Origin of the sequence: Streptomyces thermocarboxydovorans (assembly GCF_039524635.1) — a bacterium.
In the GTDB taxonomy this organism is placed as follows: Bacteria; Actinomycetota; Actinomycetes; order Streptomycetales; family Streptomycetaceae; genus Streptomyces; species Streptomyces thermocarboxydovorans.
In genome coordinates this window covers 1-25,108 of sequence record NZ_BAAAGU010000034.1, presented here as the reverse complement: position 1 = coordinate 25,108, position 25,108 = coordinate 1, and the positions used below count along the sequence as shown (strand labels likewise).

The following is a 25,108-nucleotide window of genomic DNA, read 5'->3' as shown; positions in this document are numbered from 1 at the left end:
AGACGGAGTGGCACCGGATGCAGCATGCAGTGGGTTCTCCGCTGCCGCCGCCCCATCAGCCGGGGCAGGGACCGGCCACCGGCTGGTCACCGGCCGCACACCACCCGGGTCCGCACCAAGGGCCCGCACCCATGCCCGCGCCGCCACAGGCGCCGGGCGGCTATCCCGTGCCTCCGCCGCCACCCCCCGGGGGCGCCCAGCACCCCTCGGCGCCGCCGCCCGACACCACCGGCCATGTGCCGCTGCCCCCGGGCGGTCCCGTCGCCGTACCGAACCCGCCCCAGGCCACCGCGCCGCCCGACCCGACCGCCACCACCATCGCGGTGCTGCTCATAGGCCCCGCCGGTGCGGGCAAGACGAGCGTGGCCAAGTACTGGGCCGACCACCGGCGCGTCCCCACCGCCCACATCAGCCTGGACGATGTGCGCGAATGGGTCCGCTCCGGCTTCGCCGATCCGCAGGCCGGGTGGAACGACAACTCCGAGGCCCAGTACCGACTGGCCCGGCGCACCTGCGGCTTCGCGGCGCGCAACTTCCTGGCCAACGGGATCTCCTGCATCCTCGACGACGCGGTGTTTCCCGACCGCCCGGTCGTGGGCCTCGGCGGCTGGAAGCGGCACGTGGGCCCCGGGCTGCTCCCGGTCGTCCTTCTCCCCGGACTGGAGATCGTCCTCGAACGCAACGCGGAGCGCACGGGCAACCGCCGGCTGAGCGACGAGGAGGTTGCCCGCATCCACGGCCGCATGGCCGGCTGGTACGGCTCGGGTCTGCCGATCATCGACAACTCGCAGATGGATATTCCGGAAACGGCCAAAGTCCTGGACGAGGTCCTGGCGAGGGCCATCGCCAGTCCCCTCAAGTGGTAACGGCACCCGGTGCAGGTGCCGGCCGGGGGTAGGTGGCGCTCACCGGCGCTGGCGGGCTGCCGCTGCGCCCACCCTCCCCCACTCTCGGCTTCGCTCGAGCAGGGGGACCCCCATCGCCCCAGCGGCACGACTGCCCGCAGCTGCGTGGGTGGCGAAGCCGGGATGGACCCGCAGGCTGTGTACGGCGTGAGGGGGTGTGGTGGTGGGGCGGAGGGGGCCGCTTACCAGAGCCCCACGCCGGGTGCCTGTGGCCGCGCAGGGAGGGGCGCGACTGCGGCCCCCTCGGTCACGCCGCCGCACCCCCGACCCACCACCGACCCGTCACACCCGCGCCCCGCGCCCCGCGCCCCCCGCCCCCCGCCCCCCCCACTCGGCCCCGCTCGAACGGCGACATTCGGTCGGAGCTCATACGCTCGGTGCATGTCAGAGGTGTACGCGGTCCGCCGTACCCGGCTCCGGGAATGCTGCAACGCGGGCGGCAGCGCGGCGGCGCTGGTGTCCCGGCCCGCCAATGTGCGCTACCTCGCCGGCCCCGCCCCCGAGGGCGCCGTCCTCCTGCTGGGCCGTACCGACGACGTCCTCGTCTGCCCCGGCACACCAGACGACCGTGCCCCCGGCACCCCCGGGTCCCGCCCCGACGAGAACCTCCCCGTCCGCCTCGCCCCCGGCGCCAACGCCGACCCCGCCCTGACAGCCGCCGCCCTCGCGGCCTCCCAGGGCGCCGACTCCCTCGCCGTAGAGGAGCACCACCTCACCGTCAGCCGCCACCGCGCCATCCGCTCCGCCGCCCCCACCCTCCGCCTCGCCGACATCGGCGGCGCCGTCGAGCAGCTCAGGGTCGTCAAGGACGAGGAGGAGATCTCCTGCCTCCGCATCGGCGCCGAGATCGCCGACCAGGCCCTCGGCGAGCTCCTGGAATCCATCCTCGTCGGCCGCACCGAACGCCACCTCGCCCTGGAGCTGGAGCGCCGCCTCGTCGACCACGGCGCCGACGGCCCCGCGTTCCCCACCTCCGTCGGCACCGGCCCCAACGCCGGCCGCCGCGGCCACCGCCCCACCGACCGCCGCGTCGAGGAGGGCGACTTCCTCTCCGTCTGCCTGGGCGCCACCTACCGCGGCTACCGCTGCGCGATCGGCCGCACATTCGTCATCGGCACCGCGCCCGCCGACTGGCAGATCGAGCTCTACGACCTCGTCTTCGCCGCCCAGCGCGCCGGCCGGGAGTCCCTGGTGCCCGGCGCGGCCTGCCGCGACGTGGACCACGCCGCCCGCCAGGTACTGGACTCCGCGGGCTACGCCGACGCCCTCCAGCCGCTGACCGGTCATGGTGTGGGACTCGAAATCGACGAGGACCCTCAGCTGGCCCCGTCGGCCATGGGTAAACTGGACGCTTGCGTGCCGGTCACCGTCGAACCGGGGGTCCACCTCCCGGGCCGGGGCGGTGTCCGGATCGATGACACGCTCGTCGTCCGCCCCGAGGCGGATGGCGGACCCGAGCTACTCACCATTACGACCAAGGAGCTGCTCGCGCTCTAGCCCTCACGCTGTGCGCATGTCCGCCCCGGGGTCGTCCACGTCAGTCCAGTCCAGGAGAATCCTCAACCGTGGCTTCCACGAACGACCTCAAGAACGGCATGGTGCTCAAGCTCGAAGGCGGCCAGCTCTGGTCCGTCGTCGAGTTCCAGCACGTCAAGCCCGGCAAGGGCCCGGCCTTCGTGCGCACCAAGCTGAAGAACGTGCTTTCCGGCAAGATCGTCGACAAGACCTTCAACGCCGGTGTCAAGGTCGAAACGGCCACCGTCGACAAGCGTGACATGCAGTTCTCCTACATGGACGGCGACTACTTCGTCTTCATGGACATGGAGACCTACGACCAGCTGCACGTGGACCGCAAGGTCGTCGGCGACGCCGCCAACTTCCTCGTCGAGGGATTCGAGGCCACCGTCGCCCAGCACGACGGCGAGGTGCTCTTCGTCGAGCTCCCGGCCGCCGTCGAGCTGACCGTCGCCGAGACCGAGCCCGGCGTCCAGGGCGACCGCTCCACCGGTGGCACCAAGCCCGCGACGCTGGAGACCGGCCACCAGATCCAGGTCCCGCTCTTCATCACCACCGGTGAGAAGATCAAGGTCGACACCCGTACCAGCGACTACCTCGGCCGGGTGAACAGCTAACCGTGGCTGCCCGCAACACGGCCCGCAAGCGTGCCTTCCAGATCCTCTTCGAGGGCGACCAGCGGGGCGCCGACGTCCTGACCGTGCTCGCCGACTGGGTCCGGCACTCGCGCACCGACCCCCGGCAGCCGCCGGTCAGCGAGTACACGATGCAGCTCGTCGAGGGCTACGCGGACCACGCGAAGCGGATCGACGAGCTGATCTCGCAGTACGCGGTCGGCTGGACGCTGGACCGGATGCCGGTGGTGGACCGCAACATCCTCCGTCTCGGCGCCTACGAGCTGATCTGGGTCGACGAGACGCCGGACGCGGTGGTGCTGGACGAGATGGTGCAGCTCGCCAAGGAGTTCTCCACCGAGGAGTCGCCCTCGTTCATCAACGGCCTGCTCGGCCGGCTGAAGGAGCTGAAGCCGTCGCTGCGCCGCGAGGCCTGAGCGGCACCGCAGCACCAGGCACCGCAGGCGCACCGCGCACGATCACGACAAAGCCGCCGGGGTGGGCGGAACCGATCGGTTCCGCCCACCCCGGCGGCACGTTTCTGCTCAGGCCCGCGACGACTTACGCGTCCTCGTGCGTGGCCACCGCGCGACGCGCGTCCGCGTCCAGGACGCCCCAGCTGATCAGCTGCTCGGTGAGGACCGAGGGCGACTGGTCGTAGATGACGGCGAGGGTGCGCAGGTCGTCCTGGCGGATCGAGAGCACCTTGCCGTTGTAGTCGCCGCGCTGGGACTGGATCGTCGCCGCGTAGCGCTGCAGCGGGCCCGCCTTCTCGGCCGGCACCGTGGCCAGCCGCTCCAGGTCGAGGACCAGTTTCGGCGGCGGCTCGGCGGCACCGCCAGGGGTCGTGCCCGGCAGCAGCTCCTGCACCGGGACGCCGTAGAAGTCCGCCAGCTCCGCAAGGCGCTGAACGGTCACCGCGCGGTCGCCGCGCTCGTACGAACCGACCACGACCGCCTTCCAGCGTCCCTGGGACTTCTCCTCCACGCCGTGGAGGGAAAGGCCCTGCTGGGTGCGGATCGCCCGGAGCTTCGCCCCGAGCTGTTTGGCGTATTCGCTGGACATATAGCTCCCCGGCACTGGGTCGACGCGGCGGGAGGGGTTCCTGCCGCGCAGCTGGTAACTCACTGTGAGGTTACGCAGAGTTACTCTCGCGCGTCAAGCCGAATGGTCCACACCGACTCTTCCGTGCTAACGAAGATCGCTTACGCCGAACGGGTGATCGCGGCCGCCTCCGGGAGTGACCAGGGGGCCGCCGGGGGTTTCGGGGCGACCTGATACGGTGGGTGACGCAATCCCGACGTCCTTTAAGGTCCGTCCCGTGAGGCGGAGAAGGAGGTCCGTTTAGAATGGACAAGCAGCAGGACCCGCCGTCCGACGCGCAACCCGCCGACGCACGAGCCGTACTCGAGGCTCCTGACATCGCGCGCGTCCTGACCCGCATCGCCCACGAGATCGTCGAACGCGCCAAGGGTGCCGACGACGTGGTGCTCCTCGGCATCCCCACCCGCGGCGTCTTCCTCGCCCAGCGGCTCGCCGCCAAGCTCGAGCAGATCACCGAGCGCAAGGTCCCGGTCGGCTCGCTCGACATCACCATGTACCGCGACGACCTGCGCATGCACCCGCCGCGTGCGCTGGCCCGCACCGACATCCCCGGTGACGGCATCGACGGCCGTCTGGTCGTCCTCGTCGACGACGTGCTCTTCTCCGGCCGCACCATCCGCGCCGCCCTCGACGCGCTCAACGACATCGGCCGCCCCCGCGCGGTGCAGCTCGCCGTGCTCGTCGACCGCGGCCACCGTGAACTGCCCATCCGCGCCGACTACGTCGGCAAGAACCTCCCCACGTCGCTGCGGGAGACGGTCAAGGTCCAGCTCGCCGAGGAGGACGGTCGCGACACCGTGCTGCTCGGTGCCAAGCGGACCGGTCAGTAGCCAGCAGAACAGCAGAGCCGGCCACGCGTGTCCAAGTGCGCCCGCGCACGCCCGCCCGGCTGCCCGCCCAGGCCCGGTACTGCCCTGGTTCTGCCCCGGTTCTTCCCGAATCTCCCGAATGAACTGCCTTACGGAGCCTGACAGATGCAGCGTCATCTCATCTCGGCCGCCGACCTCACCCGCGACGACGCCGTCCTGATCCTCGACACCGCCGAGGAGATGGCCCGGGTCGCGGACCGGCCCATCAAGAAACTGCCCACCCTGCGCGGCCGCACCGTGGTCAACCTCTTCTTCGAGGACTCCACCCGAACCCGGATCTCCTTCGAGGCCGCCGAGAAGCGGCTGTCCGCCGACGTCATCAACTTCTCCGCCAAGGGCTCCAGCGTCTCCAAGGGCGAGTCGCTCAAGGACACCGCCCGGACCCTGGAGGCGATGGGCGTCGACGCCGTGGTCATCCGGCACGGAGCCTCCGGCGCCCCCTACCGCCTGGCCACCTCCGGCTGGATCGACGCCCATGTCATCAACGCCGGCGACGGCACCCACCAGCACCCCACCCAGGCGCTGCTCGACGCCTTCACCATGCGGCGCCGCCTGATCGGCCCGGACGCCGGGATCGGCCAGGACCTCTCCGGCCGGCGCATCACCATCGTCGGCGACGTCCTGCACAGCCGGGTCGCCCGCTCCAACGTCGACCTGCTGCACACCCTCGGCGCCGAGGTCACCCTGGTCGCCCCGCCCACCCTGCTGCCGGTCGGCGTCGACACCTGGCCCTGCGAGGTCTCCTACGACCTCGACTCCACGCTGCCCAAGTCGGACGCCGTGATGATGCTGCGCGTCCAGCGCGAGCGGATGAACGCCGCGTTCTTCCCCACCGAGCGCGAGTACTCCCGCCGCTACGGCCTGAACGGCGACCGCATGGCGCGGATGCCCGAGCACGCCGTCGTGATGCACCCCGGCCCGATGGTGCGCGGCATGGAGATCACCGCCGAGGTCGCCGACTCCCCCCGCTGCACCGTGACCGAGCAGGTCACCAACGGTGTCTCCATCCGGATGGCCGTCCTCTACCTGCTGCTGGGCGGCAACGAGCCCGCCGTCACCCCCGCCCGTACCACCGAGGAGAAGTAAGACAGATGAGCAAGACCCTGATCCGTGGTGCGAAGGTGCTCGGCGGCGAGGCGCGGGACGTCCTGATCGACGGCGAGACCATCGCCGAGGTCGGCACCGGGCTGTCCGCCGAGGGCGCCGAGGTCGTCGAGGCCGGCGGCAAGGTGCTGCTCCCCGGCCTGGTCGACCTGCACACCCATCTGCGCGAGCCCGGCCGCGAGGACTCCGAGACGGTCCTCACCGGCACCCGCGCCGCCGCCAGCGGCGGCTACACCTCCGTGTTCGCCATGGCCAACACCTTCCCCGTCGCGGACACCGCCGGCGTGGTCGAGCAGGTGTGGCGGCTCGGCAAGGAGCACGGCTACTGCGACGTGCAGCCGATCGGCGCCGTCACCGTCGGCCTGGAGGGCCAGAAGCTCGCCGAGCTGGGCGCCATGCACGAGTCGGCGGCCGCGGTCACCGTCTTCTCCGACGACGGCAAGTGCGTCCACGACGCCGTGATCATGCGGCGCGCCCTGGAGTACGTGAAGGCCTTCGGCGGGGTGATCGCCCAGCACGCGCAGGAGCCCCGGCTCACCGAGGGCGCCCAGATGAACGAGGGCGTCGTCTCCGCCGAGCTGGGCCTCGGCGGCTGGCCGGCCGTGGCCGAGGAGTCGATCATCGCCCGGGACGTGCTGCTCGCCGACCACGTCGGCTCCCGCGTGCACATCTGCCACCTGTCGACCGCCGGGTCCGTGGAGATCGTCCGCTGGGCCAAGTCCCGCGGCATCGACGTCACCGCCGAGGTCACCCCGCACCACCTGCTGCTCACCGACGAGCTGGTGCGCACCTACAACCCGGTCTACAAGGTCAACCCGCCGCTGCGCACCGAGCGCGACGTGATGGCGCTGCGCGAGGCGCTCGCCGACGGCACCATCGACATCGTCGCCACCGACCACGCCCCGCACCCGCACGAGGACAAGGACTGCGAGTGGGCCGCGGCCGCCATGGGCATGGTCGGCCTGGAGACCGCGCTGTCGGTGGTCCAGGAGACCATGGTCGACACCGGCCTGCTGGACTGGGCCGGCGTCGCCGACCGCATGTCCTTCACGCCCGCGCGCATCGGACGGGCCGGGGGCCATGGCCGGCCCGTCTCGGCAGGTGAGCCGGCCAACCTCACCCTCGTCGACACCGCCTACCGTGGCCCGGTGGACCCCGCGGGCTTCGCCTCACGCAGCCGCAACACCCCCTACGAGGGACGTGAGCTGCCGGGCCGTGTCACCCACACCTGGCTGCGGGGCAAGGCCACGCTCGTCGACGGGAAGCTCACGTGACACCTCTGATCCTGCTGGCCGCCGAGAAGGAATCGGCGGAAGTGACCGACTGGGCCGCCCGCATCGGCTGGGTCGTCGGCCTCGCCCTGTTCGTCGCGCTCGTCTACTGGCTGATGCGCGAGGGCTGGAAGTGGCGCGGCACGCTCCAGAGCGACCTGCCGGAGCTGCACAGCGCGCCGGACGAGCCCGGTCCGGCCAGACTGAGCATGAGCGGCCGCTATCACGGCTCCACCACCGCGGGGCAGTGGCTCGACCGCATCGTGGCGCACGGCCTGGGCACCCGGAGCCGGGCCGAGCTCACGCTCACCGACGCGGGACTGGACGTCGTGCGCCCCGGCGCGCAGGACTTCTTCATCCCTGCTCACGCGCTGCGCGGCGCCCGGCTCGACAAGGGCATCGCCGGCAAGGTCCTCACCGAGGGCGGCCTGCTGGTGGTGACCTGGGAGCACGGCGAGCGGCTGATCGACTCCGGCTTCCGCTCCGACCACGCCGCCGAGCACACCGAGTGGGTCGACACCCTCAACTCCATGACCGAGAACAACAGCACGGAAGGCGCCGAACGATGACGACCTCCACCAGGGGAGCGGCCTCGCACAGGCACACTGCTCCCGCCGTACTCGTCCTCGAGGACGGCCGGATGTTCCGCGGCCGTGCCTACGGGGCCGTGGGGGTGACCTTCGGCGAAGCCGTGTTCTCCACCGGGATGACCGGCTACCAGGAGACCCTCACCGACCCCTCCTACCACCGCCAGGTGGTCGTGATGACCGCCCCGCACATCGGCAACACCGGGGTCAACGACGAGGACATGGAGTCCCGGAAGATCTGGGTCTCCGGCTATGTCGTGCGCGACCCCGCACGCGTGCCCTCCAGCTGGCGCTCCCGCCGCACCCTCGACGACGAGCTGCGCGCCCAGGGCGTCGTCGGCATCTGCGGCATCGACACCCGCGCCCTCACCCGCCATCTGCGCGAGCGCGGCGCCATGCGCGTCGGCATCTTCTCCGGCGAGGCGCTGCCCGACGCGGGCACCATGCTCGCCGAGGTGCGCCAGGCCCCCGAGATGAAGGGCGCCGACCTCTCCGCCGAGGTCTCCACCACCGAGCCGTACGTGGTGCCCGCGATCGGCGAGAAGAAGTTCACCGTCGCCGCCGTCGACCTCGGCATCAAGGGCATGACCCCGCACCGCATGGCCGAGCGCGGCATCGAGGTGCACGTGCTGCCCGCCACGGCGAGCGTCGAGGACGTCTACGCCGTCAATCCGGACGGTGTGTTCTTCTCCAACGGCCCCGGCGACCCGGCCACCGCCGACCACCCCGTCGCGGTCATGCAGGCCGTGCTGGAGCGCGGCACCCCGCTGTTCGGCATCTGCTTCGGCAACCAGATCCTCGGCCGCGCCCTCGGCTTCGGCACCTACAAGCTGAAGTACGGCCACCGCGGCATCAACCAGCCCGTGCAGGACCGCACCACCGGCAAGGTCGAGGTCACCGCGCACAACCACGGCTTCGCCGTCGACGCCCCGCTCGACAAGGTCTCCGAGACCCCCTACGGCCGCGTGGAGGTCTCCCACGTCTGCCTCAACGACAACGTGGTGGAGGGCCTCAGGCTGCTCGACAAGCCGGCCTTCAGCGTCCAGTACCACCCCGAAGCGGCAGCGGGCCCGCACGACGCCGCCTACCTGTTCGACCGCTTCGTCAACCTGATGGAGGGCCAGCGTGCCTAAGCGCACCGATATCCAGTCCGTCCTGGTCATCGGCTCCGGCCCGATCGTCATCGGCCAGGCCGCCGAGTTCGACTACTCCGGCACCCAGGCGTGCCGGGTGCTCAAGGCCGAGGGCCTGCGCGTCATTCTGGTCAACTCCAACCCGGCGACGATCATGACCGACCCGGAGATCGCCGACGCCACCTACGTCGAGCCGATCACCCCCGAGTTCGTCGAGAAGATCATCGCCAAGGAGCGTCCCGACGCCCTGCTGCCCACCCTGGGCGGCCAGACGGCCCTGAACACCGCGATCTCCCTCCACGAGAACGGCGTCCTGGAGAAGTACGGCGTCGAGCTGATCGGCGCCAATGTGGCGGCGATCCGCAAGGGCGAGGACCGCGACGAGTTCAAGGAGGTCGTCGAGGCGGTCCGCAGGAAGACCGGCCACGGCGAGTCCGCCCGCTCCTGCATCTGCCACTCCATGGACGACGTCCTCAAGGGCGTCGAGGAGCTCGGCGGCTACCCGGTCGTCGTCCGGCCCTCCTTCACCATGGGCGGCGCCGGCTCCGGCTTCGCGCACGACGAGGAGGAGCTGCGCCGCATCGCCGGCCAGGGCCTCGCCCTGTCGCCGACCACCGAGGTGCTCCTGGAGGAGTCCATCCTCGGCTGGAAGGAGTACGAGCTGGAGCTGATGCGCGACAAGCACGACAACGTGGTGGTCGTCTGCTCCATCGAGAACTTCGACCCCATGGGCGTGCACACCGGTGACTCGATCACCGTGGCGCCGGCGATGACCCTCACCGACCGCGAGTACCAGATCCTGCGCGACATCGGCATCGCCGTGATCCGCGAGGTCGGCGTCGACACCGGCGGCTGCAACATCCAGTTCGCGGTGAACCCGGCCGACGGCCGCGTCATCGTGATCGAGATGAACCCGCGCGTGTCGCGCTCCTCGGCGCTCGCCTCCAAGGCGACCGGCTTCCCCATCGCCAAGATCGCCGCCAAGCTCGCCGTCGGCTACACCCTCGACGAGATCCCCAACGACATCACCCAGGAGACCCCGGCCTCCTTCGAGCCGACCCTGGACTACGTGGTCGTCAAGGCGCCCCGCTTCGCCTTCGAGAAGTTCCCCAGCGCCGACTCCACGCTGACCACCACCATGAAGTCGGTCGGCGAGGCCATGGCCATCGGCCGCAACTTCACCGAGGCCTTCCAGAAGGCGCTGCGCTCGCTGGAGAAGAAGGGCAGCCAGTTCACCTTCACCGGCGACCCCGGCGACAAGGACGAGCTGCTCCGGGAGTGCGTGCGCCCGACCGACGGCCGCATCAACACCGTGATGCAGGCCATCCGCGCCGGCGCCACCCCCGAGGAGATCTTCGAGCACACCAGGATCGACCCCTGGTTCGTCGACCAGCTCTTCCTGATCAAGGAGATCGCCGACGAGCTCGCCGAGGCGCCCGAGCTCACCCCCGAGCTGCTCGCCGAGGCCAAGCGGCACGGCTTCTCCGACCAGCAGATCGCCGGGATCCGCGGCCTGCGCGAGGACGTGGTCCGCGAGGTACGGCACGCCCTCGGCATCCGCCCGGTCTACAAGACGGTCGACACCTGTGCCGCCGAGTTCGCCGCGCGGACCCCGTACTTCTACTCGTCCTACGACGAGGAGACCGAGGTCGCACCGCGCGAGAAGCCGGCCGTGATCATCCTGGGCTCCGGCCCGAACCGCATCGGCCAGGGCATCGAGTTCGACTACTCCTGCGTCCACGCCTCCTTCGCGCTGAGCGACGCCGGGTACGAGACCGTGATGGTCAACTGCAACCCGGAGACCGTCTCCACCGACTACGACACCTCCGACCGCCTGTACTTCGAGCCGCTCACGCTCGAGGACGTGCTGGAGATCGTCCACGCCGAGCAGCAGGCCGGACCGGTCGCCGGGGTGATCGTCCAGCTCGGCGGGCAGACCCCGCTCGGCCTGTCCCAGGCGCTCAAGGACAACGGCGTGCCGATCGTCGGCACGCCGCCCGAGGCCATCCACGCCGCAGAGGACCGCGGCGCCTTCGGCCGGGTCCTGAAGGAGGCCGGCCTGCCGGCCCCGAAGCACGGCACCGCGACCACCTTCGCCGAGGCCAAGGCCATCGCCGACGAGATCGGCTACCCGGTCCTCGTCAGGCCCTCCTACGTGCTGGGCGGACGCGGCATGGAGATCGTCTACGACGAGGCCCGGCTGGAGGCGTACATCGCCGAGTCGACCGAGATCAGCCCGTCCCGGCCGGTTCTGGTCGACCGGTTCCTCGACGACGCCATCGAGATCGACGTCGACGCGCTCTACGACGGCCACGAGCTGTACCTCGGCGGCGTCATGGAGCACATCGAGGAGGCCGGCATCCACTCCGGCGACTCGGCGTGCGCGCTGCCCCCGATCACCCTCGGCGGCTTCGACATCAAGCGGCTGCGCGCCTCCACCGAGGCCATCGCCCGCGGCGTCGGCGTGCGCGGACTGATCAACATCCAGTTCGCGATGGCCGGCGACATCCTCTACGTCCTCGAGGCCAATCCGCGCGCCTCGCGCACCGTGCCCTTCACCTCGAAGGCGACCGCGGTGCCGCTGGCCAAGGCCGCCGCCCGGATCTCGCTCGGCGAAACCATCGCCGAGCTGCGCGCCGAGGGGCTGCTCCCGGCCACGGGCGACGGCGGCGAGCTGCCGCTGGACGCGCCGATCTCCGTCAAGGAGGCCGTGATGCCCTGGTCCCGCTTCCGGGACATCCACGGCCGCGGGGTGGACACGGTGCTCGGCCCGGAGATGCGCTCCACCGGCGAGGTCATGGGCATCGACAACGTCTTCGGCACGGCGTACGCCAAGTCGCAGGCGGGCGCCTACGGGCCGCTGCCGACCAAGGGGCGGGCGTTCATCTCGGTCGCCAACCGCGACAAGCGCTCGATGATCTTCCCGGCGCGCGAGCTGGTGGCGCACGGGTTCGAGCTGCTCGCGACCTCCGGCACGGCCGAGGTGCTCAAGCGCAACGGCATCAACGCCAAGGTGGTGCGCAAGCACTCCGAGGGCCCCGGCCCCGGCGGCGAGAGGACCATTGTGCAGCTCATCCACGACGGCGAGGTCGACCTGATCGTCAACACCCCGTACGGCACCGGCGGCCGCCTCGACGGCTACGACATCCGCACGGCGGCGGTGGCCCGCTCGGTGCCCTGCCTGACGACGGTCCAGGCGCTGGCGGCGGCGGTCCAGGGCATCGACGCCCTGAACCGCGGCGAGGTCAGCGTCCGCTCGCTGCAGGAGCACGCCGAGCACCTGATCGCGGCCCGCGACTAGCGCTCCGCGAAAGGCCGTGTCCACAGCCGCGGTCCGGTTGTGGCTGGTCGGTCAGTTCCCCGCGCCCCTTCCGGGCGCGGACCCTTAGCCGCCGATGAGGGGGGACGCCGGGAGCGGCGTCCCCCCTCAGTGTGAGGACTCGAGATGTATCAGCTCTTCTTCCGCCTGGTCTTCCGGCACATGGACCCCGAGCAGGCCCACCAGCTGGCCTTCCGCTGGATCCGCCTGGTGGCCCGCGTGCCGGTGCTGCGGACCATCGTCGCCGCCGTGCTGGCGCCCCGCTACCGGGAGCTGCGCACCGAGGCCCTGGGGCTGCGGCTGCACAGCCCCTTCGGCCTCGCCGCGGGCTTCGACAAGAACGCCGTCGGCATCGACGGCCTGGCCATGACCGGCTTCGACCACGTCGAGATCGGCACCGTCACCGGGGAGGCGCAGCCCGGCAACCCCAAGAAGCGGCTGTTCCGCCTGGTCGAGGACCGGGCCCTGATCAACCGCATGGGCTTCAACAACGAGGGCTCGCTGCGGGTCGCCGCCCGCCTCGCCTCCCGCCGGCCCGTCTTCAAGGCGGTCGTCGGCGTCAACATCGGCAAGACCAAGGCCGTGCCCGAGGAGGAGGCCGTCTCCGACTACGTGAAGTCCGCCGAGCGCCTGGCGCCGTACGCGGACTACCTGGTCGTCAACGTCTCCTCGCCGAACACCCCGGGCCTGCGGAACCTCCAGGCCGTCGATCAGCTGCGGCCGCTGCTGACCGCGGTCCGCGGGGCCGCCGACCGCAGCGTGCCGGGCCGCCGGGTCCCGCTGCTGGTCAAGATCGCCCCCGATCTCGCCGACGAGGACATCGACGCCGTCGCCGACCTCGCGGTCGGCCTCGGCCTGGACGGGATCATCGCCACCAACACCACCATCGCGCGCGAGGGACTCGGGCTGCGCTCCGACCCCGCGCTGGTGAAGGAGACCGGCGGCCTGTCCGGCGCCCCGCTGAAGGAGCGCTCCCTGCAGGTGCTGCGGCGCCTGTACGCCCGCGTGGGCGACCGGATCACCCTGGTCGGGGTCGGCGGCATCGAGAACGCCGAGGACGCCTGGCAGCGGATCCTGGCCGGGGCCACGCTGGTCCAGGGGTACACCGGGTTCATCTACCAGGGCCCCTTCTGGGCACGCTCCATCCACAAGGGGCTCGCCGCGCGGCTGCGCACCAGCCCGTACGCCACGCTCGCCGACGCGGTGGGCGCCGACGTGAGGACCTCCCGATGAGCGGACTCCAGCCCTTCGGCGCCCGGCTGCGCCGGGCCATGGACGAACGCGGACCGCTGTGCGTGGGCATCGACCCGCATGCCTCCCTGCTGGCCGAGTGGGGCCTGAACGACGACGTGGCGGGCCTGGAGCGGTTCAGCCGCACCGTCGTGGAGGCGGTGGCCGACCGGGTGGCGGTCCTGAAGCCCCAGAGCGCCTTCTTCGAGCGCTTCGGCTCGCGCGGCGTCGCCGTGCTGGAGAAGACGGTGCGAGAGGCGCGGGAGGCCGGCGCGCTGGTGGTGATGGACGCCAAGCGCGGCGACATCGGCTCCACCATGGCCGCCTACGCCGAGTCCTTCCTGCGCAAGGACGCGCCGCTGTTCTCCGACGCGCTCACCGTCTCGCCGTACCTCGGCTACGGCTCGCTCAGCCCGGCCGTCGCCCTGGCCCGGGAGAGCGGCACGGGCCTGTTCGTGCTGGCCCTGACCTCCAACCCGGAGGGCGGCGAGGTGCAGCACGCGGTGCGGCCGGACGGGCGGACCGTCGGCGCCACCATGCTCGCGCACCTGTCGGCCGAGAACGCGGGGGAGGAGCCGCTGGGGTCCTTCGGCGCGGTGGTCGGCGCCACGCTGGGTGACCTGTCGTCGTACGACCTGGACATCAACGGCCCGCTGCTGGCGCCCGGCATCGGGGCCCAGGGGGCGAAGGCGGCCGATCTTCCGGCGGTCTTCGGCGCCGCGGTGCGCAATGTGGTGCCGAACGTCAGCCGGGGAGTGCTGCGCCACGGTCCCCGCATGGTTGCACTGCGTGACGCCGCGGACCGGTTCGCGGACGAGGTCAGGGCCGCGGTGGGCGCGGTCTGAGCCTCTCACAAGGTTCACGGAGGGCCGCTCAGGTATGGATACCTTCACAAATCCGGGGCAAGATGTCCTCAATGTCCGTCCTGCCGGAGGCTGACCAGGACTTTTCCGCTGTTCTCGCTGACTCTTGCGGAGTTGACCGCTAGTCTCCGACGAGAGGACGGGCAAGCGTGTTGCTCGTGGCTCCCCAGGTGTGGGGCGACTAGGTTCCTCACCGGTCCGTATCCGACAGTTCGACATCCGAGGTGACGTAGGCGTGGCTCTTCCGCCCCTTACCCCTGAACAGCGCGCAGCCGCGCTCGAAAAGGCCGCCGCGGCTCGCCGGGAGCGGGCCGAGGTCAAGAATCGACTCAAGCACTCCGGCGCCTCTCTTCACGAGGTCATCAAGCAGGGCCAGGAGAACGACGTCATCGGCAAGATGAAGGTCTCCGCCCTGCTCGAGTCGCTGCCGGGCGTGGGCAAGGTCCGCGCCAAGCAGATCATGGAGCGACTGGGCATCTCCGAGAGCCGCCGCGTCCGGGGTCTCGGGTCCAACCAGATCGCCTCCCTGGAGCGTGAGTTCGGCGGCAACGGGTCCTGATTCCCGGGCACCCCGGCTTTGCTGGAATAATCGCCGCATGGCTGCAACACCCCGGGGGACGTCCCCCGTGCCCCCGGACGAACGTCCGCGACTGACCGTGCTCTCCGGCCCCTCGGGGGTCGGCAAGAGCACGGTCGTCGCTCATCTGCGCAAGGAACACCCCGAGATCTGGCTCTCGGTGTCGGCGACGACCCGCAAGCCCCGTCCCGGTGAGCAGCACGGTGTCCACTACTTCTTCGTCACCGACGAGGAGATGGACAAGCTGATCGCCAACGGTGAACTGCTGGAGTGGGCCGAGTTCGCCGGCAACCGCTACGGCACGCCCCGGGCGGCCGTGATCGAGCACCTGGAGGCGGGCGTGCCCGTCCTGCTGGAGATCGATCTCCAGGGCGCCCGGCAGGTGCGGGAGTCCATGGCCGACGCACAGCTGGTCTTCCTGGCTCCGCCCTCCTGGGAGGAGCTGGTGCGCAGGCTCACCGGGCGGGGCACCGAGCCGCCGGAGGTGATCGAGCGCCGGCTCGAGGCCGCCAGGACGGAGCTGGCGGCCGAGCCGGAGTTCGACGTCACCCTGGTCAACACCTCCGTCGAGGACGTCGCCCATGAGCTGCTAGCCTTGATGAACGTCGTGTGATCGTTGCCGAATCGTCGTCGGCGGTCACCGAGACCGAATCCCCATCCATCGGAAGGTAGAGCGTGTCCTCTTCCATCTCCGCGCCCGAGGGCATCATCAACCCGCCGATCGACGAGCTCCTCGAGGCCACCGACTCGAAGTACAGCCTCGTGATCTACGCGGCCAAGCGGGCCCGTCAGATCAACGCGTACTACTCGCAGCTCGGCGAGGGTCTCCTCGAGTACGTCGGTCCCCTCGTCGACACCCATGTCCACGAGAAGCCGCTCTCGATCGCCCTGCGCGAGATCAACGCGGGACTGCTGACCTCCGAGGCCGTCGAGGGCCCCGGTCAGTAAGTCGTATCAGCTGGTCTTCGCTGACTTTTCCACAGGCCCGGCAGCACGTCTGCCGGGCCTGTGGTGTCTCATGGGTGGTGGTCGCACATTTCCGAGGTCCGGGGAGAGACGGTGGACAAGCCGAGGGTCGTTCTGGGAGTCAGCGGCGGCATCGCCGCGTACAAGGCGTGCGAGCTGCTCCGCAGGCTGACGGAGTCCGGACACGACGTCCGCGTCGTGCCCACGGCCTCCGCGCTGAAGTTCGTCGGGGCCGCCACCTGGTCCGCGCTCTCCGGCAACCCCGTGGCGACCGAGGTCTGGGACGACGTGCACGAGGTGCCGCATGTGCGCATCGGCCAGCAGGCCGACCTGGTGGTGGTCGCCCCGGCCACCGCCGACATGCTGGCCAAGGCGGCGCACGGCCTCGCCGGCGACCTGCTCACCAACACCCTGCTCACCGCCCGCTGCCCGGTGGTGTTCGCCCCCGCCATGCACACCGAGATGTGGGAGCACCCGGCCACCCAGGACAACGTGGCCACCCTGCGCGCCCGCGGCGCCGTCGTGATCGAGCCGGCCGTCGGCCGCCTCACCGGCGTGGACACCGGCAAGGGCCGGCTGCCCGAGCCCGCCGAGATCTTCGAGGTGTGCCGCCGGGTGCTGGCCCGCGGCGTCACCGGGCCCGACCTCAAGGGCCGGCACGTCGTGGTCAGCGCCGGGGGCACCCGCGAGCCCCTGGACCCCGTCCGCTTCCTCGGCAACCGCTCCTCCGGCAAGCAGGGCTACGCCCTCGCCCGCACCGCCGCCGCCCGGGGCGCCCGGGTCACCCTGATCGCCGCCAACACCGCCCTGCCCGACCCGGCCGGCGTGGACGTGGTGTCCGTGGGCACCGCCGTGCAGCTGCGCGAGGAGGTGCTGCGGGCCGCCGCCGACGCCGACGCCGTGGTCATGGCAGCGGCCGTCGCCGACTTCCGCCCCGCCGCCTACGCCACCGGCAAGATCAAGAAGAGGGACGACCAGGAGCCCGCCCCCATCACCCTGGTCCGCAACCCCGACATCCTCGCCGAGATCTCCGCCGACCGGCCCCGCCCCGGACAGGTGATCGTCGGCTTCGCCGCCGAGACCGACGACGTCCTCGCCAACGGCCGCAGCAAGCTCAAGCGCAAGGGCTGCGACCTGCTCGTGGTGAACGAGGTGGGGGAGCGCCGCACCTTCGGCTCCGAGGAGAACGAGGCCGTGATCCTGGGCGCCGACGGCAGCGAGACGCCGGTCGCCCACGGCCCCAAGGAGGTACTGGCCGACACGGTGTGGGACCTGGTGGCCGAACGTCTCGGATGAGCCCGGGTACGCCGTCCGGCCGTCCGAAACCACGCTCACCGGGGCGTGGCGCCTCTGGTCAACACCACCCGTTGCTGGGCAGAATGCCCGTGCCGCAGGTCACAGCGCTCCCGAGAGGCGAGACGGGGGCGCCCCTGTCCTTGCGCGACCCGTAAACTGTTCCACGGACGGCGCCGGGTGCAGCCCCCGCCGTCCGCCCATGATCAGCCAGCAGCCGCTGCAACCCCAGGGAGCGTTGTGTCCCGTCGTCTCTTCACCTCGGAGTCCGTGACCGAGGGTCACCCCGACAAGATCGCTGACCAGATCAGCGACACCATCCTCGACGCGTTGCTCCGCGACGACCCGACCTCCCGGGTCGCGGTCGAGACTCTGATCACCACCGGTCTCGTGCACGTGGCCGGCGAGGTCACCACCAAGACGTACGCGGACATCGCGACGCTCGTCCGCAACAAGATCCTCGAGATCGGCTACGACTCCTCGAAGAAGGGCTTCGACGGCGCTTCCTGCGGTGTGTCGGTGTCCATCGGGTCGCAGTCCCCGGACATCGCGCAGGGTGTCGACGCGGCCTACGAGGCCCGCGTCGAGGGCGACGACGACGAGCTGGACCGGCAGGGCGCGGGCGACCAGGGCCTGATGTTCGGCTACGCCACCGACGAGACGCCCACCCTGATGCCGCTGCCGATCTTCCTGGCGCACCGCCTGTCCAAGCGGCTGTCCGACGTGCGCAAGAACGGCACCATCCCCTACCTGCGCCCGGACGGCAAGACGCAGGTCACCATCGAGTACGACGGCGACAAGGCGGTCCGCCTGGACACCGTGGTGGTCTCCTCGCAGCACGCCTCCGACATCGACCTGGACTCGCTGCTGGCGCCCGACATCCGCGAGTTCGTCGTGGAGCCCGAGCTCAAGGCGCTGCTGGACGACGGGATCAAGCTCGACACCGAGAACTACCGTCTGCTGGTCAACCCCACCGGCCGTTTCGAGATCGGCGGCCCGATGGGTGACGCGGGCCTGACCGGCCGCAAGATCATCATCGACACCTACGGCGGCATGGCCCGGCACGGCGGGGGTGCCTTCTCCGGCAAGGACCCGTCCAAGGTCGACCGCTCGGCCGCGTACGCCATGCGCTGGGTCGCCAAGAACGTGGTGGCCGCCGGGCTGGCCTCGCGCTGCGAGGTGCAGGTGGCGTACGCGATCGGCAAGGCCGAGCCGGTGGGTCTGTTCGTCGAGACCTTCGGCACCGAGAAGGTCGACACCGAGCGCATCGAGCAGGCCATCGACGAGGTCTTCGACCTCCGCCCGGCGGCGATCATCCGCGACCTGAACCTGCTGCGCCCGATCTACGCCCAGACCGCCGCGTACGGTCACTTCGGACGTGAGCTGCCCGACTTCACCTGGGAGCGCACCGACCGCGTCGACGCACTGCGCCAGGCGGCCGGGCTGTAAGGCCCGCGGGCAGCACCCGAGCGTCTCACCGAGGCCCGGCGTCCCTACGAGGGGCGCCGGGCCTCGGCGCTGCTCACGGGGCCGCACATGCCGTGGCGGGCTGAGGCACGGGCGCCGAACCGGTCGCCGAGGGCGGCTACGCGGCGGCCCTGCTGCTGGACGGCTGGGCCATGCTCAACCGGCCCGACCTGCGGGCCGGGGAGGACGCGCTGCGCCGCTGGATCGGCGCGGCGGCGCTGGTGCGCCCGCAGCCGGCGGGCGGCACCGTGGTGGTCGTCGCCGAGCCGACCCTGCGGCCCGTGCAGGCGCTGGTGCGATGGGCGCGGATACTTCCGGGGAAGTCCCCTCGCAGGTTCGAATCCTGCTGCCGGTCGTGGACCGGTATGGCCGAGCGGCCCAAGGCAGAAGCGCCTCACGGCGTTCGTTGTCCGCATCCGGCCGGATCTCGGGCCGGCGCCGCTGTCACTGCCGTTTGGTAAGAATGCAAGCGTGAGCAGCGAGAACGGACAGGCGGACGGCAAGGGCGAGCCCGTGCCGCCCGAGCAGCTCGCGCTCATCCGGGAGAGCGTGCGCAAGGCGAAGGAGCCCCGGGCCAAGCCGCGCACCTGGCGTGGCGCCAAGCTCGCCCCGCACCTGCCCGTCGCCCGGGTGCTCGTCGACAAGGGCGTGCTCCATCTCGACCGGTACTTCGACTACGCCGTCCCCGAGGAGCTCGACGCCGACGCCCAGCCGGGAGTGCGGGTGCGGGTCCGCTTCGGCGCCGGACGGCACCGGGTGCGCGAGGGACGCCGTGAGGGCGGGGGACTGATCGACGGGTTCCTCGTGGAGCGGCTCGCCGAGTCCGACTACTCGGGACCGCTCGCGGCACTGGCCCAGGTGGTCTCGCCCGAGCCGGTGCTCGACGCCGAGCTGCTGGGGCTGGCCCGCGCCGTCGCCGACCGGTACGCCGGAAGCCTCGCCGATGTGCTGCAGCTCGCCGTGCCCCCGCGCAGCGCCCGCGCCGAGCGGCGCCCCTCGCCGGAGCCGCTGCCCCCGCCCCCGGCGCCCTCCGCGGGGTCCTGGGCCCGCTACGAGCAGGGGCCCGCGTTCCTGGAGGCGCTGGCGGCCGGAGGCGCCCCACGGGCCGTGTGGCAGGCCCTGCCGGGCCCGCAGTGGAGCGAGGAACTGGCCCGTGCCGTCGCCGCCACGCTGGCCTCCGGACGGGGCGCCCTGGTCGTCCTGCCGGACTACCGCGCCGTCGCCCGCGTGGACGCGGCGCTCACCGCGCTGCTCGGCGAGGGACGGCACGCGGTGCTCACCGCCGACGCCGGCCCCGAGAAGCGGTACGCGCAGTGGCTGGCCGTCCGCCGGGGCTCGGTGCGGGCGGTGGTGGGCACCCGGGCGGCGATGTTCGCGCCCGTGCGGGATCTCGGTCTGGTGGCCGTCTGGGACGACGGCGACGACAGCCACAGTGAGCAGCACGCCCCGCAGCCGCACGCCCGGGAGGTGCTGCTGCTGCGCGCCGCCCAGGACAAGTGCGGCTTCCTGCTGGGCGGTTGGAGCTGCACGGTGGAGGCCGCGCAGCTGGTGGAGACCGGCTGGGCCCGGCCGCTGATCGCCGGGCGGGACCGGGTGCGGGCCGCGGCCCCGCTGGTGCGCACCGTGAGCGATGCGGACCTCGCCCGGGACGAGGCGGCACGCGCCGCCCGCCTGCCGACCCTCGCCTGGCAGGTCGCGCGGGAGGGCCTGAAGCACGGCCCGGTGCTGGTGCAGGTGCCCCGGCGGGGGTATGTCCCGCGGCTGGCCTGCACCACCTGCCGGGCGCCGGCCCGGTGCCGGCACTGCTCGGGTCCGCTTCAGGCGCAGGCGTCCGGCTCCGCCGATCTGCGGTGCGGCTGGTGCGGGCGTGAGGAGGGCGGCTGGCACTGCCCCGAGTGCGGCGGCTTCCGCCTGCGGGCCCAGGTCGTGGGGGCACGGCGCACCGCCGAGGAACTGGGGCGGGCCTTTCCCGCGGTGCCGGTGCGCACCTCGGGGCGCGAGCATGTGCTGGACACGGTGCCGGGGACGCCCGCGCTGGTGGTCAGCACGCCGGGCGCCGAACCGGTCGCCGAGGGCGGCTACGCGGCGGCCCTGCTGCTGGACGGCTGGGCCATGCTCAACCGGCCCGACCTGCGGGCCGGGGAGGACGCGCTGCGCCGCTGGATCGGCGCGGCGGCGCTGGTGCGCCCGCAGCCGGCGGGCGGCACCGTGGTGGTCGTCGCCGAGCCGACCCTGCGGCCCGTGCAGGCGCTGGTGCGATGGGACCCGGTCGGACACGCCGTGCGGGAACTCGCCGACCGGGCGGAGCTGCGCTTCCCGCCGGTGTCGCGGATGGCGGCGGTCTCCGGCCCCCCGCAGGCGGTGGCGGGCTTCCTGCGTGCCGTCGAACTCCCGCAGGAGGCCGAGGTGCTGGGGCCGGTCCCGCTGCCGGTCACGCCTGTCGGGAGGCCGCGCCGGCCCGGTGCGCCGCCGCCCGGCGAGCACTGGGAGCGGGCGCTGGTCCGGGTACCGCCGGGCCGGGGAGCCGCGCTGGCCGCCGCCCTGAAGACGGCTCAGGCGGCCCGCATGGCACGGGGGAACGACGATCCGGTGTGGGTACGGATCGACCCTCCGGACATCGGCTGAGGCGCGGGGGAGCGGGGCTCGGCCGTTCCTGTGCGTGAAGTTCCTGCTGGGTGAAGTTCCTGCTGCGCGCAGTCGCGTGAAGAGAACGCCCTCCCGGCGGCGGTGCGGCCGGGAGGGCGGGGGAGTTGGTGGTGGGTCAGCCGTTGCGCGGGGCGGGGAACGTCGAGGGGCGTGAGTCGTCGCGCAGCGCGGGGCTGCCCGCGGTCGGCTGGGTGGGCATGGAGCGGGCGGCGGGAACCGTCGGCACGGTGGACACACCGGCGCCGACATTGACCGTGCGGGGGGTCGACGGTTCCGGGGTGCGGTCGGACTCCGCGGTGGAAGGGGTCCGCGCCGAGGCGCGGCGGGAGCCGTAACGGCGGTGCACGGCCTGCTTGGTGACGCCGAGTGCGGAACCCACCGCGTCCCACGAGAAGCCGAGCGAGCGGTCGAAGTCCACGGCCGCGGTGACCAGCGTCTCGACGCTGTCCCTGAGTTCCTGGGCGAGGCGGACGGTCGGGGCGGGCGCGCGTCCGTAGACGACGAAGCCCGTGGAGGGGCCGGAGCGGCGCGGGCGGTAGACATTGCCCAGCTGGGCGGTGAGCGTGCGCAGTGCGTCCACCTGCCGGCGGACCCGCTCGATGTCCCGCACCAGCAAGTGCAGGCTGGCCCGAGCCTGGGCGTCGTGGGTTGCGTGGTCGGCCATGAACAAGCCTCTCGAACCGGCGTTGAAAGGGATGAGCCCCGAGGGGCTCGATGTGGTCAACTCTTTCTTGACCAACGCGTTTCGGCTCCCCGGGTCACGGGGTGGGGGCGTGGCGGCATATGCGGGCGCTGCCTTCTCCGCCGGCCGCGCCGCCCGGTCCCGCACGCATCTCCCGGCCGCCGGACGCCGGTCCACAGGCGCGTCCGGCGACGGTGTCGGTGCGGTCCGCGCCCGCTCGCCCCATAGACTTGTGCGTTGCCCACCGACCCCGCCCGAGAGGCCCTGCCCAGCCCATGAAGCTCGTCTTCGCCGGTACCCCCGAGGTCGCCGTTCCCGCACTGGACGCCCTGCTCGCCTCCGAACGGCACGAGGTGGCCGCCGTCGTCACCCGGCCCGACGCCCCGGCGGGGCGCGGACGGAGGCTGGTCGCCTCTCCCGTCGCCGAGCGCGCCCAGGAGGCCGGCATCGAGGTGCTGAAGCCGGTCAGGCCGCGCGACCCGGAGTTCCTGGAGCGGCTGAAGGAGATCGGGCCCGGCTGCTGCCCCGTCGTCGCCTACGGTGCCCTGCTGCCCAGGGAGGCGCTCGACATCCCCACCCACGGCTGGGTCAATCTGCACTTCTCCCTGCTGCCCGCCTGGCGCGGCGCGGCTCCCGTGCAGCACGCGCTGATGGCGGGTGACGAGATCACCGGCGCCACCACCTTCCTCATCGAGGAGGGCCTCGACTCCGGACCGGTGTACGGCACCGTCACCGAGGAGATCCGCCCCACCGACACCAGCGGCGACCTGCTCACCCGGCTCGCCTTCGCCGGCGCCGGACTGCTCGCCGCGACCATGGACGGCATCGAGGACGGCACCCTGAAGGCCGTACCGCAGCCCGCCGAGGGCGTCAGCCACGCCCCCAAGGTCACCGTCGAGGACGCCCACGTCGACTGGCGCGCCCCGGCGCTGCGCGTCGACCGGGTGGTGCGCGGCTGCACGCCCGCCCCCGGCGCCTGGACGACCTTCCGCGGCGAGCGGCTCAAGCTCATCCAGGTGCGTCCCGCGCCGGAGCGCACCGACCTCGCCCCCGGCGAGATCTCCGCCGGCAAGAACGACGTGTACGTCGGCACCGGTTCGCACGCCGTGGAGCTGCTCTGGGTGCAGGCGCAGGGCAGGAAGCCGATGCGGGCGGCGGACTGGGCGCGCGGGGTGCGCATCGCCCCCGGGGAGCGGGTCGGCGGCTGAGGCCGCGGCGGTCCGCCGGGCGCCGACCCCGTAGGCTGGAGGGCGCACTTCGACCCACATCCGGAGCACCTTTTCGTGAGCGACCAGCCCCGTCGGCCCCGCAGGCCCGCCAAGCCCTACCGCAGGCCCAAGAAGGACCCCGTCCGCATCCTCGCCTTCGAGGCCCTGCGGGCCGTGGACGAGCGGGACGCCTACGCCAACCTGGTGCTGCCGCCGCTGCTGCGCAAGGCGCGCGAGAAGGGCGACTTCGACGGGCGGGACGCGGCCCTCGCCACCGAGCTGGTGTACGGGACGCTGCGCCGGCAGGGCACCTACGACGCGATCATCGCGGACTGCGTCGACCGCCCGCTGCGCGAGGTCGACCCGCCGGTGCTGGACGTGCTCAGCCTGGGCACCCACCAGCTCCTCGGCACGCGGATCCCCACCCATGCCGCCGTGTCGGCCACCGTGGAGCTGGCCCGGGTGGTGCTCGGCGACGGCCGCGCCAAGTTCGTCAACGCGGTGCTGCGCAAGGTCGCCCAGCACGATCTCGACCGCTGGCTGGAGCGGGTCGCGCCGCCCTACGAGGAGGACCCCGAGGACCATCTCGCCGTCGTCCACTCCCACCCGCGCTGGGTGGTCTCCGCGCTCTGGGACTCCCTGGGCGGCGGGCGCGACGGGATCGAGGAACTGCTGCGCGCCGACAACGAACGGCCGGAGGTGACCCTGGTCGCCCGGCCCGGACGCGCCGCGACCGAGGAACTGCTCGCCGAGGAGGCCGCGGAGCCGGGGCGCTGGTCCCCGTACGCGGTGCGGCTGACCGAGGGCGGTGAGCCCGGCGCCGTCCCCGCCGTGGCCGAGGGGCGGGCCGGGGTGCAGGACGAGGGCAGCCAGCTCGTCGCGCTCGCGCTGGCCGGTGCCCCGGTGGAGGGGCGCGACCGGCTGTGGCTGGACGGCTGCGCCGGACCCGGCGGCAAGGCCGCGCTGCTCGGGGCGCTCGGCGCGGAGCGGGGCGCGATGCTGCTCGCCTCGGAGAAGCAGCCGCACCGCGCCGGCCTGGTCGCCCGCGCACTGTCCGGGAACCCAGGCCCCTACCAGGTGGTCGCCGCCGACGCGACCCGCCCGGCCTGGCGGCCCGGCAGCTTCGACCGGGTGCTCGTGGACGTGCCGTGCACCGGGCTCGGTGCGCTGCGCCGCCGCCCGGAGGCCCGCTGGCGGCGCCGCCCCGAGGACCTGGACGGCTTCGCGCCGCTCCAGCGGGGGCTGCTGCGCACCGCGCTGGAGTCGGTGCGCGTCGGCGGCGTGGTCGGCTACGCCACCTGCTCGCCCCACCTCGCCGAGACCCGCGCGGTCGTCTCCGACCTGCTCAAGCAGTTCCCGGAGACCGAGCTGATCGACGCCCGGCCGCTGCTGCCGGGCGTGCCGGACCTGGGCGAGGGCCCCGACGTCCAGCTGTGGCCGCATCTGCACGGCATCGACGCGATGTACCTGGCGCTCATCCGCCGGACGGGCTGACGGCGCGTCCGAGGGGAGGCGGCGGACGTGCTCTTCCGGGGGAGCGGCTGACGGCGCCGACCGCCGTCAGGGGCCGTGCCTCCGGCTCATAGGGCGCTGACGGTCGCCGTCGGCGTCCACGCCTCCGGCTCGCCCGCCCTGACGATGGCCTGCCGGCGTCCGTGCCTCCGGCTTGCGTGCTGCCGACGATGGCCTGCCGGCGTCCGTGCCTCCGGCTTGCGTGCTGCCGACGATGGCCTGCCGGCGTCCGTGCCTCCGGCT

22 protein-coding genes and 1 pseudogene are annotated in these 25,108 nt (G+C 72.4%); 21 read left to right on the top strand and 2 right to left on the bottom strand.

Annotation, left to right across the window (positions count from 1 at the left end; genetic code table 11):
- Positions 1-17: 17 nt before the first annotated feature.
- From ABD198_RS17225 to nusB, 4 genes are all read left to right on the top strand, one after another.
- The gene (locus ABD198_RS17225) at positions 18-866 is read left to right on the top strand and encodes a Pro-rich N-terminal domain-containing protein (RefSeq protein ID WP_344002149.1); all 849 of its coding nucleotides are present in this window, start codon (positions 18-20) and stop codon (positions 864-866) included.
- Between the two features lie 420 nt (positions 867-1,286).
- Complete coding sequence (locus ABD198_RS17220; RefSeq protein WP_344002146.1) at positions 1,287-2,402, top strand: aminopeptidase P family protein; 1,116 nt, start codon at positions 1,287-1,289, stop codon at positions 2,400-2,402.
- Positions 2,403-2,470: 68 nt separating this feature from the next.
- A complete protein-coding gene (efp, locus tag ABD198_RS17215; RefSeq protein WP_167990694.1) occupies positions 2,471-3,037 on the top strand; it encodes an elongation factor P in 567 nt (188 codons plus the stop codon).
- 2 nt (positions 3,038-3,039) lie between these two features.
- A complete protein-coding gene (gene nusB, locus ABD198_RS17210; protein ID WP_344002142.1) occupies positions 3,040-3,471 on the top strand; it encodes a transcription antitermination factor NusB in 432 nt (143 codons plus the stop codon).
- A 124-nt stretch (positions 3,472-3,595) separates the two neighbouring features.
- Here the strand turns inward: nusB and bldD are convergent, their stop codons facing one another.
- A complete protein-coding gene (bldD, locus tag ABD198_RS17205) occupies positions 3,596-4,099 on the bottom strand; it encodes a transcriptional regulator BldD (RefSeq protein ID WP_020938842.1) in 504 nt (167 codons plus the stop codon).
- A 284-nt stretch (positions 4,100-4,383) separates the two neighbouring features.
- Here bldD and pyrR point away from each other — a divergent pair, with 284 nt between their 5' ends.
- The 15 genes and pseudogenes from pyrR (at position 4,384) to ABD198_RS17130 (ending at position 21,442) form a co-directional block, all read left to right on the top strand.
- Positions 4,384-4,968, top strand: coding sequence for a bifunctional pyr operon transcriptional regulator/uracil phosphoribosyltransferase PyrR (pyrR, locus tag ABD198_RS17200; protein WP_344002136.1), 585 nt, complete (start codon positions 4,384-4,386; stop codon positions 4,966-4,968).
- Positions 4,969-5,112: 144 nt separating this feature from the next.
- Positions 5,113-6,093, top strand: a complete 981-nt coding sequence (locus tag ABD198_RS17195) for an aspartate carbamoyltransferase catalytic subunit (protein ID WP_344002133.1) — start codon at positions 5,113-5,115, stop codon at positions 6,091-6,093.
- Positions 6,094-6,098: 5 nt separating this feature from the next.
- Positions 6,099-7,385 (top strand): dihydroorotase, encoded by a 1,287-nt coding sequence (locus ABD198_RS17190; RefSeq protein ID WP_344002130.1) that lies wholly within the window; start codon positions 6,099-6,101, stop codon positions 7,383-7,385.
- Positions 7,382-7,951, top strand: coding sequence for a PH-like domain-containing protein (locus ABD198_RS17185; RefSeq protein ID WP_344002127.1), 570 nt, complete (start codon positions 7,382-7,384; stop codon positions 7,949-7,951). Before ABD198_RS17190 ends, ABD198_RS17185 begins: the two co-directional genes overlap by 4 nt.
- Complete coding sequence (gene carA, locus ABD198_RS17180; protein ID WP_344002124.1) at positions 7,948-9,102, top strand: glutamine-hydrolyzing carbamoyl-phosphate synthase small subunit; 1,155 nt, start codon at positions 7,948-7,950, stop codon at positions 9,100-9,102. The genes ABD198_RS17185 and carA overlap by 4 nt, the downstream gene beginning before the upstream one ends.
- A complete protein-coding gene (gene carB, locus ABD198_RS17175) occupies positions 9,095-12,403 on the top strand; it encodes a carbamoyl-phosphate synthase large subunit (protein WP_344002121.1) in 3,309 nt (1,102 codons plus the stop codon). The genes carA and carB overlap by 8 nt, the downstream gene beginning before the upstream one ends.
- Positions 12,404-12,547: 144 nt before the next feature.
- Positions 12,548-13,654: a quinone-dependent dihydroorotate dehydrogenase gene (locus ABD198_RS17170; RefSeq protein WP_344002118.1), complete on the top strand. Its 1,107-nt coding sequence runs from the start codon at positions 12,548-12,550 to the stop codon at positions 13,652-13,654.
- On the top strand, positions 13,651-14,496 hold the full coding sequence (gene pyrF / locus ABD198_RS17165) for an orotidine-5'-phosphate decarboxylase (protein WP_344002115.1): 846 nt from the start codon (positions 13,651-13,653) through the stop codon (positions 14,494-14,496). The genes ABD198_RS17170 and pyrF overlap by 4 nt, the downstream gene beginning before the upstream one ends.
- 253 nt (positions 14,497-14,749) lie before the next feature.
- Positions 14,750-15,073 (top strand): integration host factor, encoded by a 324-nt coding sequence (locus ABD198_RS17160; RefSeq protein WP_344002112.1) that lies wholly within the window; start codon positions 14,750-14,752, stop codon positions 15,071-15,073.
- A 37-nt stretch (positions 15,074-15,110) separates the two neighbouring features.
- Entirely contained in the window at positions 15,111-15,704 is a 594-nt protein-coding gene (gmk, locus tag ABD198_RS17155) for a guanylate kinase (RefSeq protein WP_344002110.1), read from the top strand.
- A gap of 62 nt (positions 15,705-15,766) precedes the next feature.
- Complete coding sequence (gene rpoZ / locus ABD198_RS17150) at positions 15,767-16,039, top strand: DNA-directed RNA polymerase subunit omega (RefSeq protein WP_004933985.1); 273 nt, start codon at positions 15,767-15,769, stop codon at positions 16,037-16,039.
- Positions 16,040-16,150: 111 nt separating this feature from the next.
- Complete coding sequence (coaBC, locus tag ABD198_RS17145) at positions 16,151-17,353, top strand: bifunctional phosphopantothenoylcysteine decarboxylase/phosphopantothenate--cysteine ligase CoaBC (protein WP_344002105.1); 1,203 nt, start codon at positions 16,151-16,153, stop codon at positions 17,351-17,353.
- Between the two features lie 237 nt (positions 17,354-17,590).
- Positions 17,591-18,799: a methionine adenosyltransferase gene (gene metK, locus ABD198_RS17140; RefSeq protein ID WP_344002103.1), complete on the top strand. Its 1,209-nt coding sequence runs from the start codon at positions 17,591-17,593 to the stop codon at positions 18,797-18,799.
- A gap of 110 nt (positions 18,800-18,909) precedes the next feature.
- Positions 18,910-19,119: pseudogene (locus ABD198_RS30730) on the top strand (primosome assembly protein PriA); the annotation flags it as partial.
- Between the two features lie 169 nt (positions 19,120-19,288).
- Entirely contained in the window at positions 19,289-21,442 is a 2,154-nt protein-coding gene (locus ABD198_RS17130) for a primosomal protein N' (RefSeq protein ID WP_344002101.1), read from the top strand.
- 136 nt (positions 21,443-21,578) lie between these two features.
- On the opposite strand, the gene ABD198_RS17125 is transcribed toward ABD198_RS17130, so the two are convergent.
- Positions 21,579-22,127, bottom strand: a complete 549-nt coding sequence (locus tag ABD198_RS17125) for a hypothetical protein (protein ID WP_344002097.1) — start codon at positions 22,125-22,127, stop codon at positions 21,579-21,581.
- Positions 22,128-22,420: 293 nt separating this feature from the next.
- Between ABD198_RS17125 and fmt the strand changes: the two genes are divergently transcribed.
- Both fmt and ABD198_RS17115 read left to right on the top strand, forming a co-directional pair.
- A complete protein-coding gene (gene fmt / locus ABD198_RS17120) occupies positions 22,421-23,353 on the top strand; it encodes a methionyl-tRNA formyltransferase (RefSeq protein ID WP_344002094.1) in 933 nt (310 codons plus the stop codon).
- A 75-nt stretch (positions 23,354-23,428) separates the two neighbouring features.
- On the top strand, positions 23,429-24,847 hold the full coding sequence (locus ABD198_RS17115; RefSeq protein WP_344002091.1) for an RsmB/NOP family class I SAM-dependent RNA methyltransferase: 1,419 nt from the start codon (positions 23,429-23,431) through the stop codon (positions 24,845-24,847).
- Positions 24,848-25,108 lie beyond the last annotated feature (261 nt).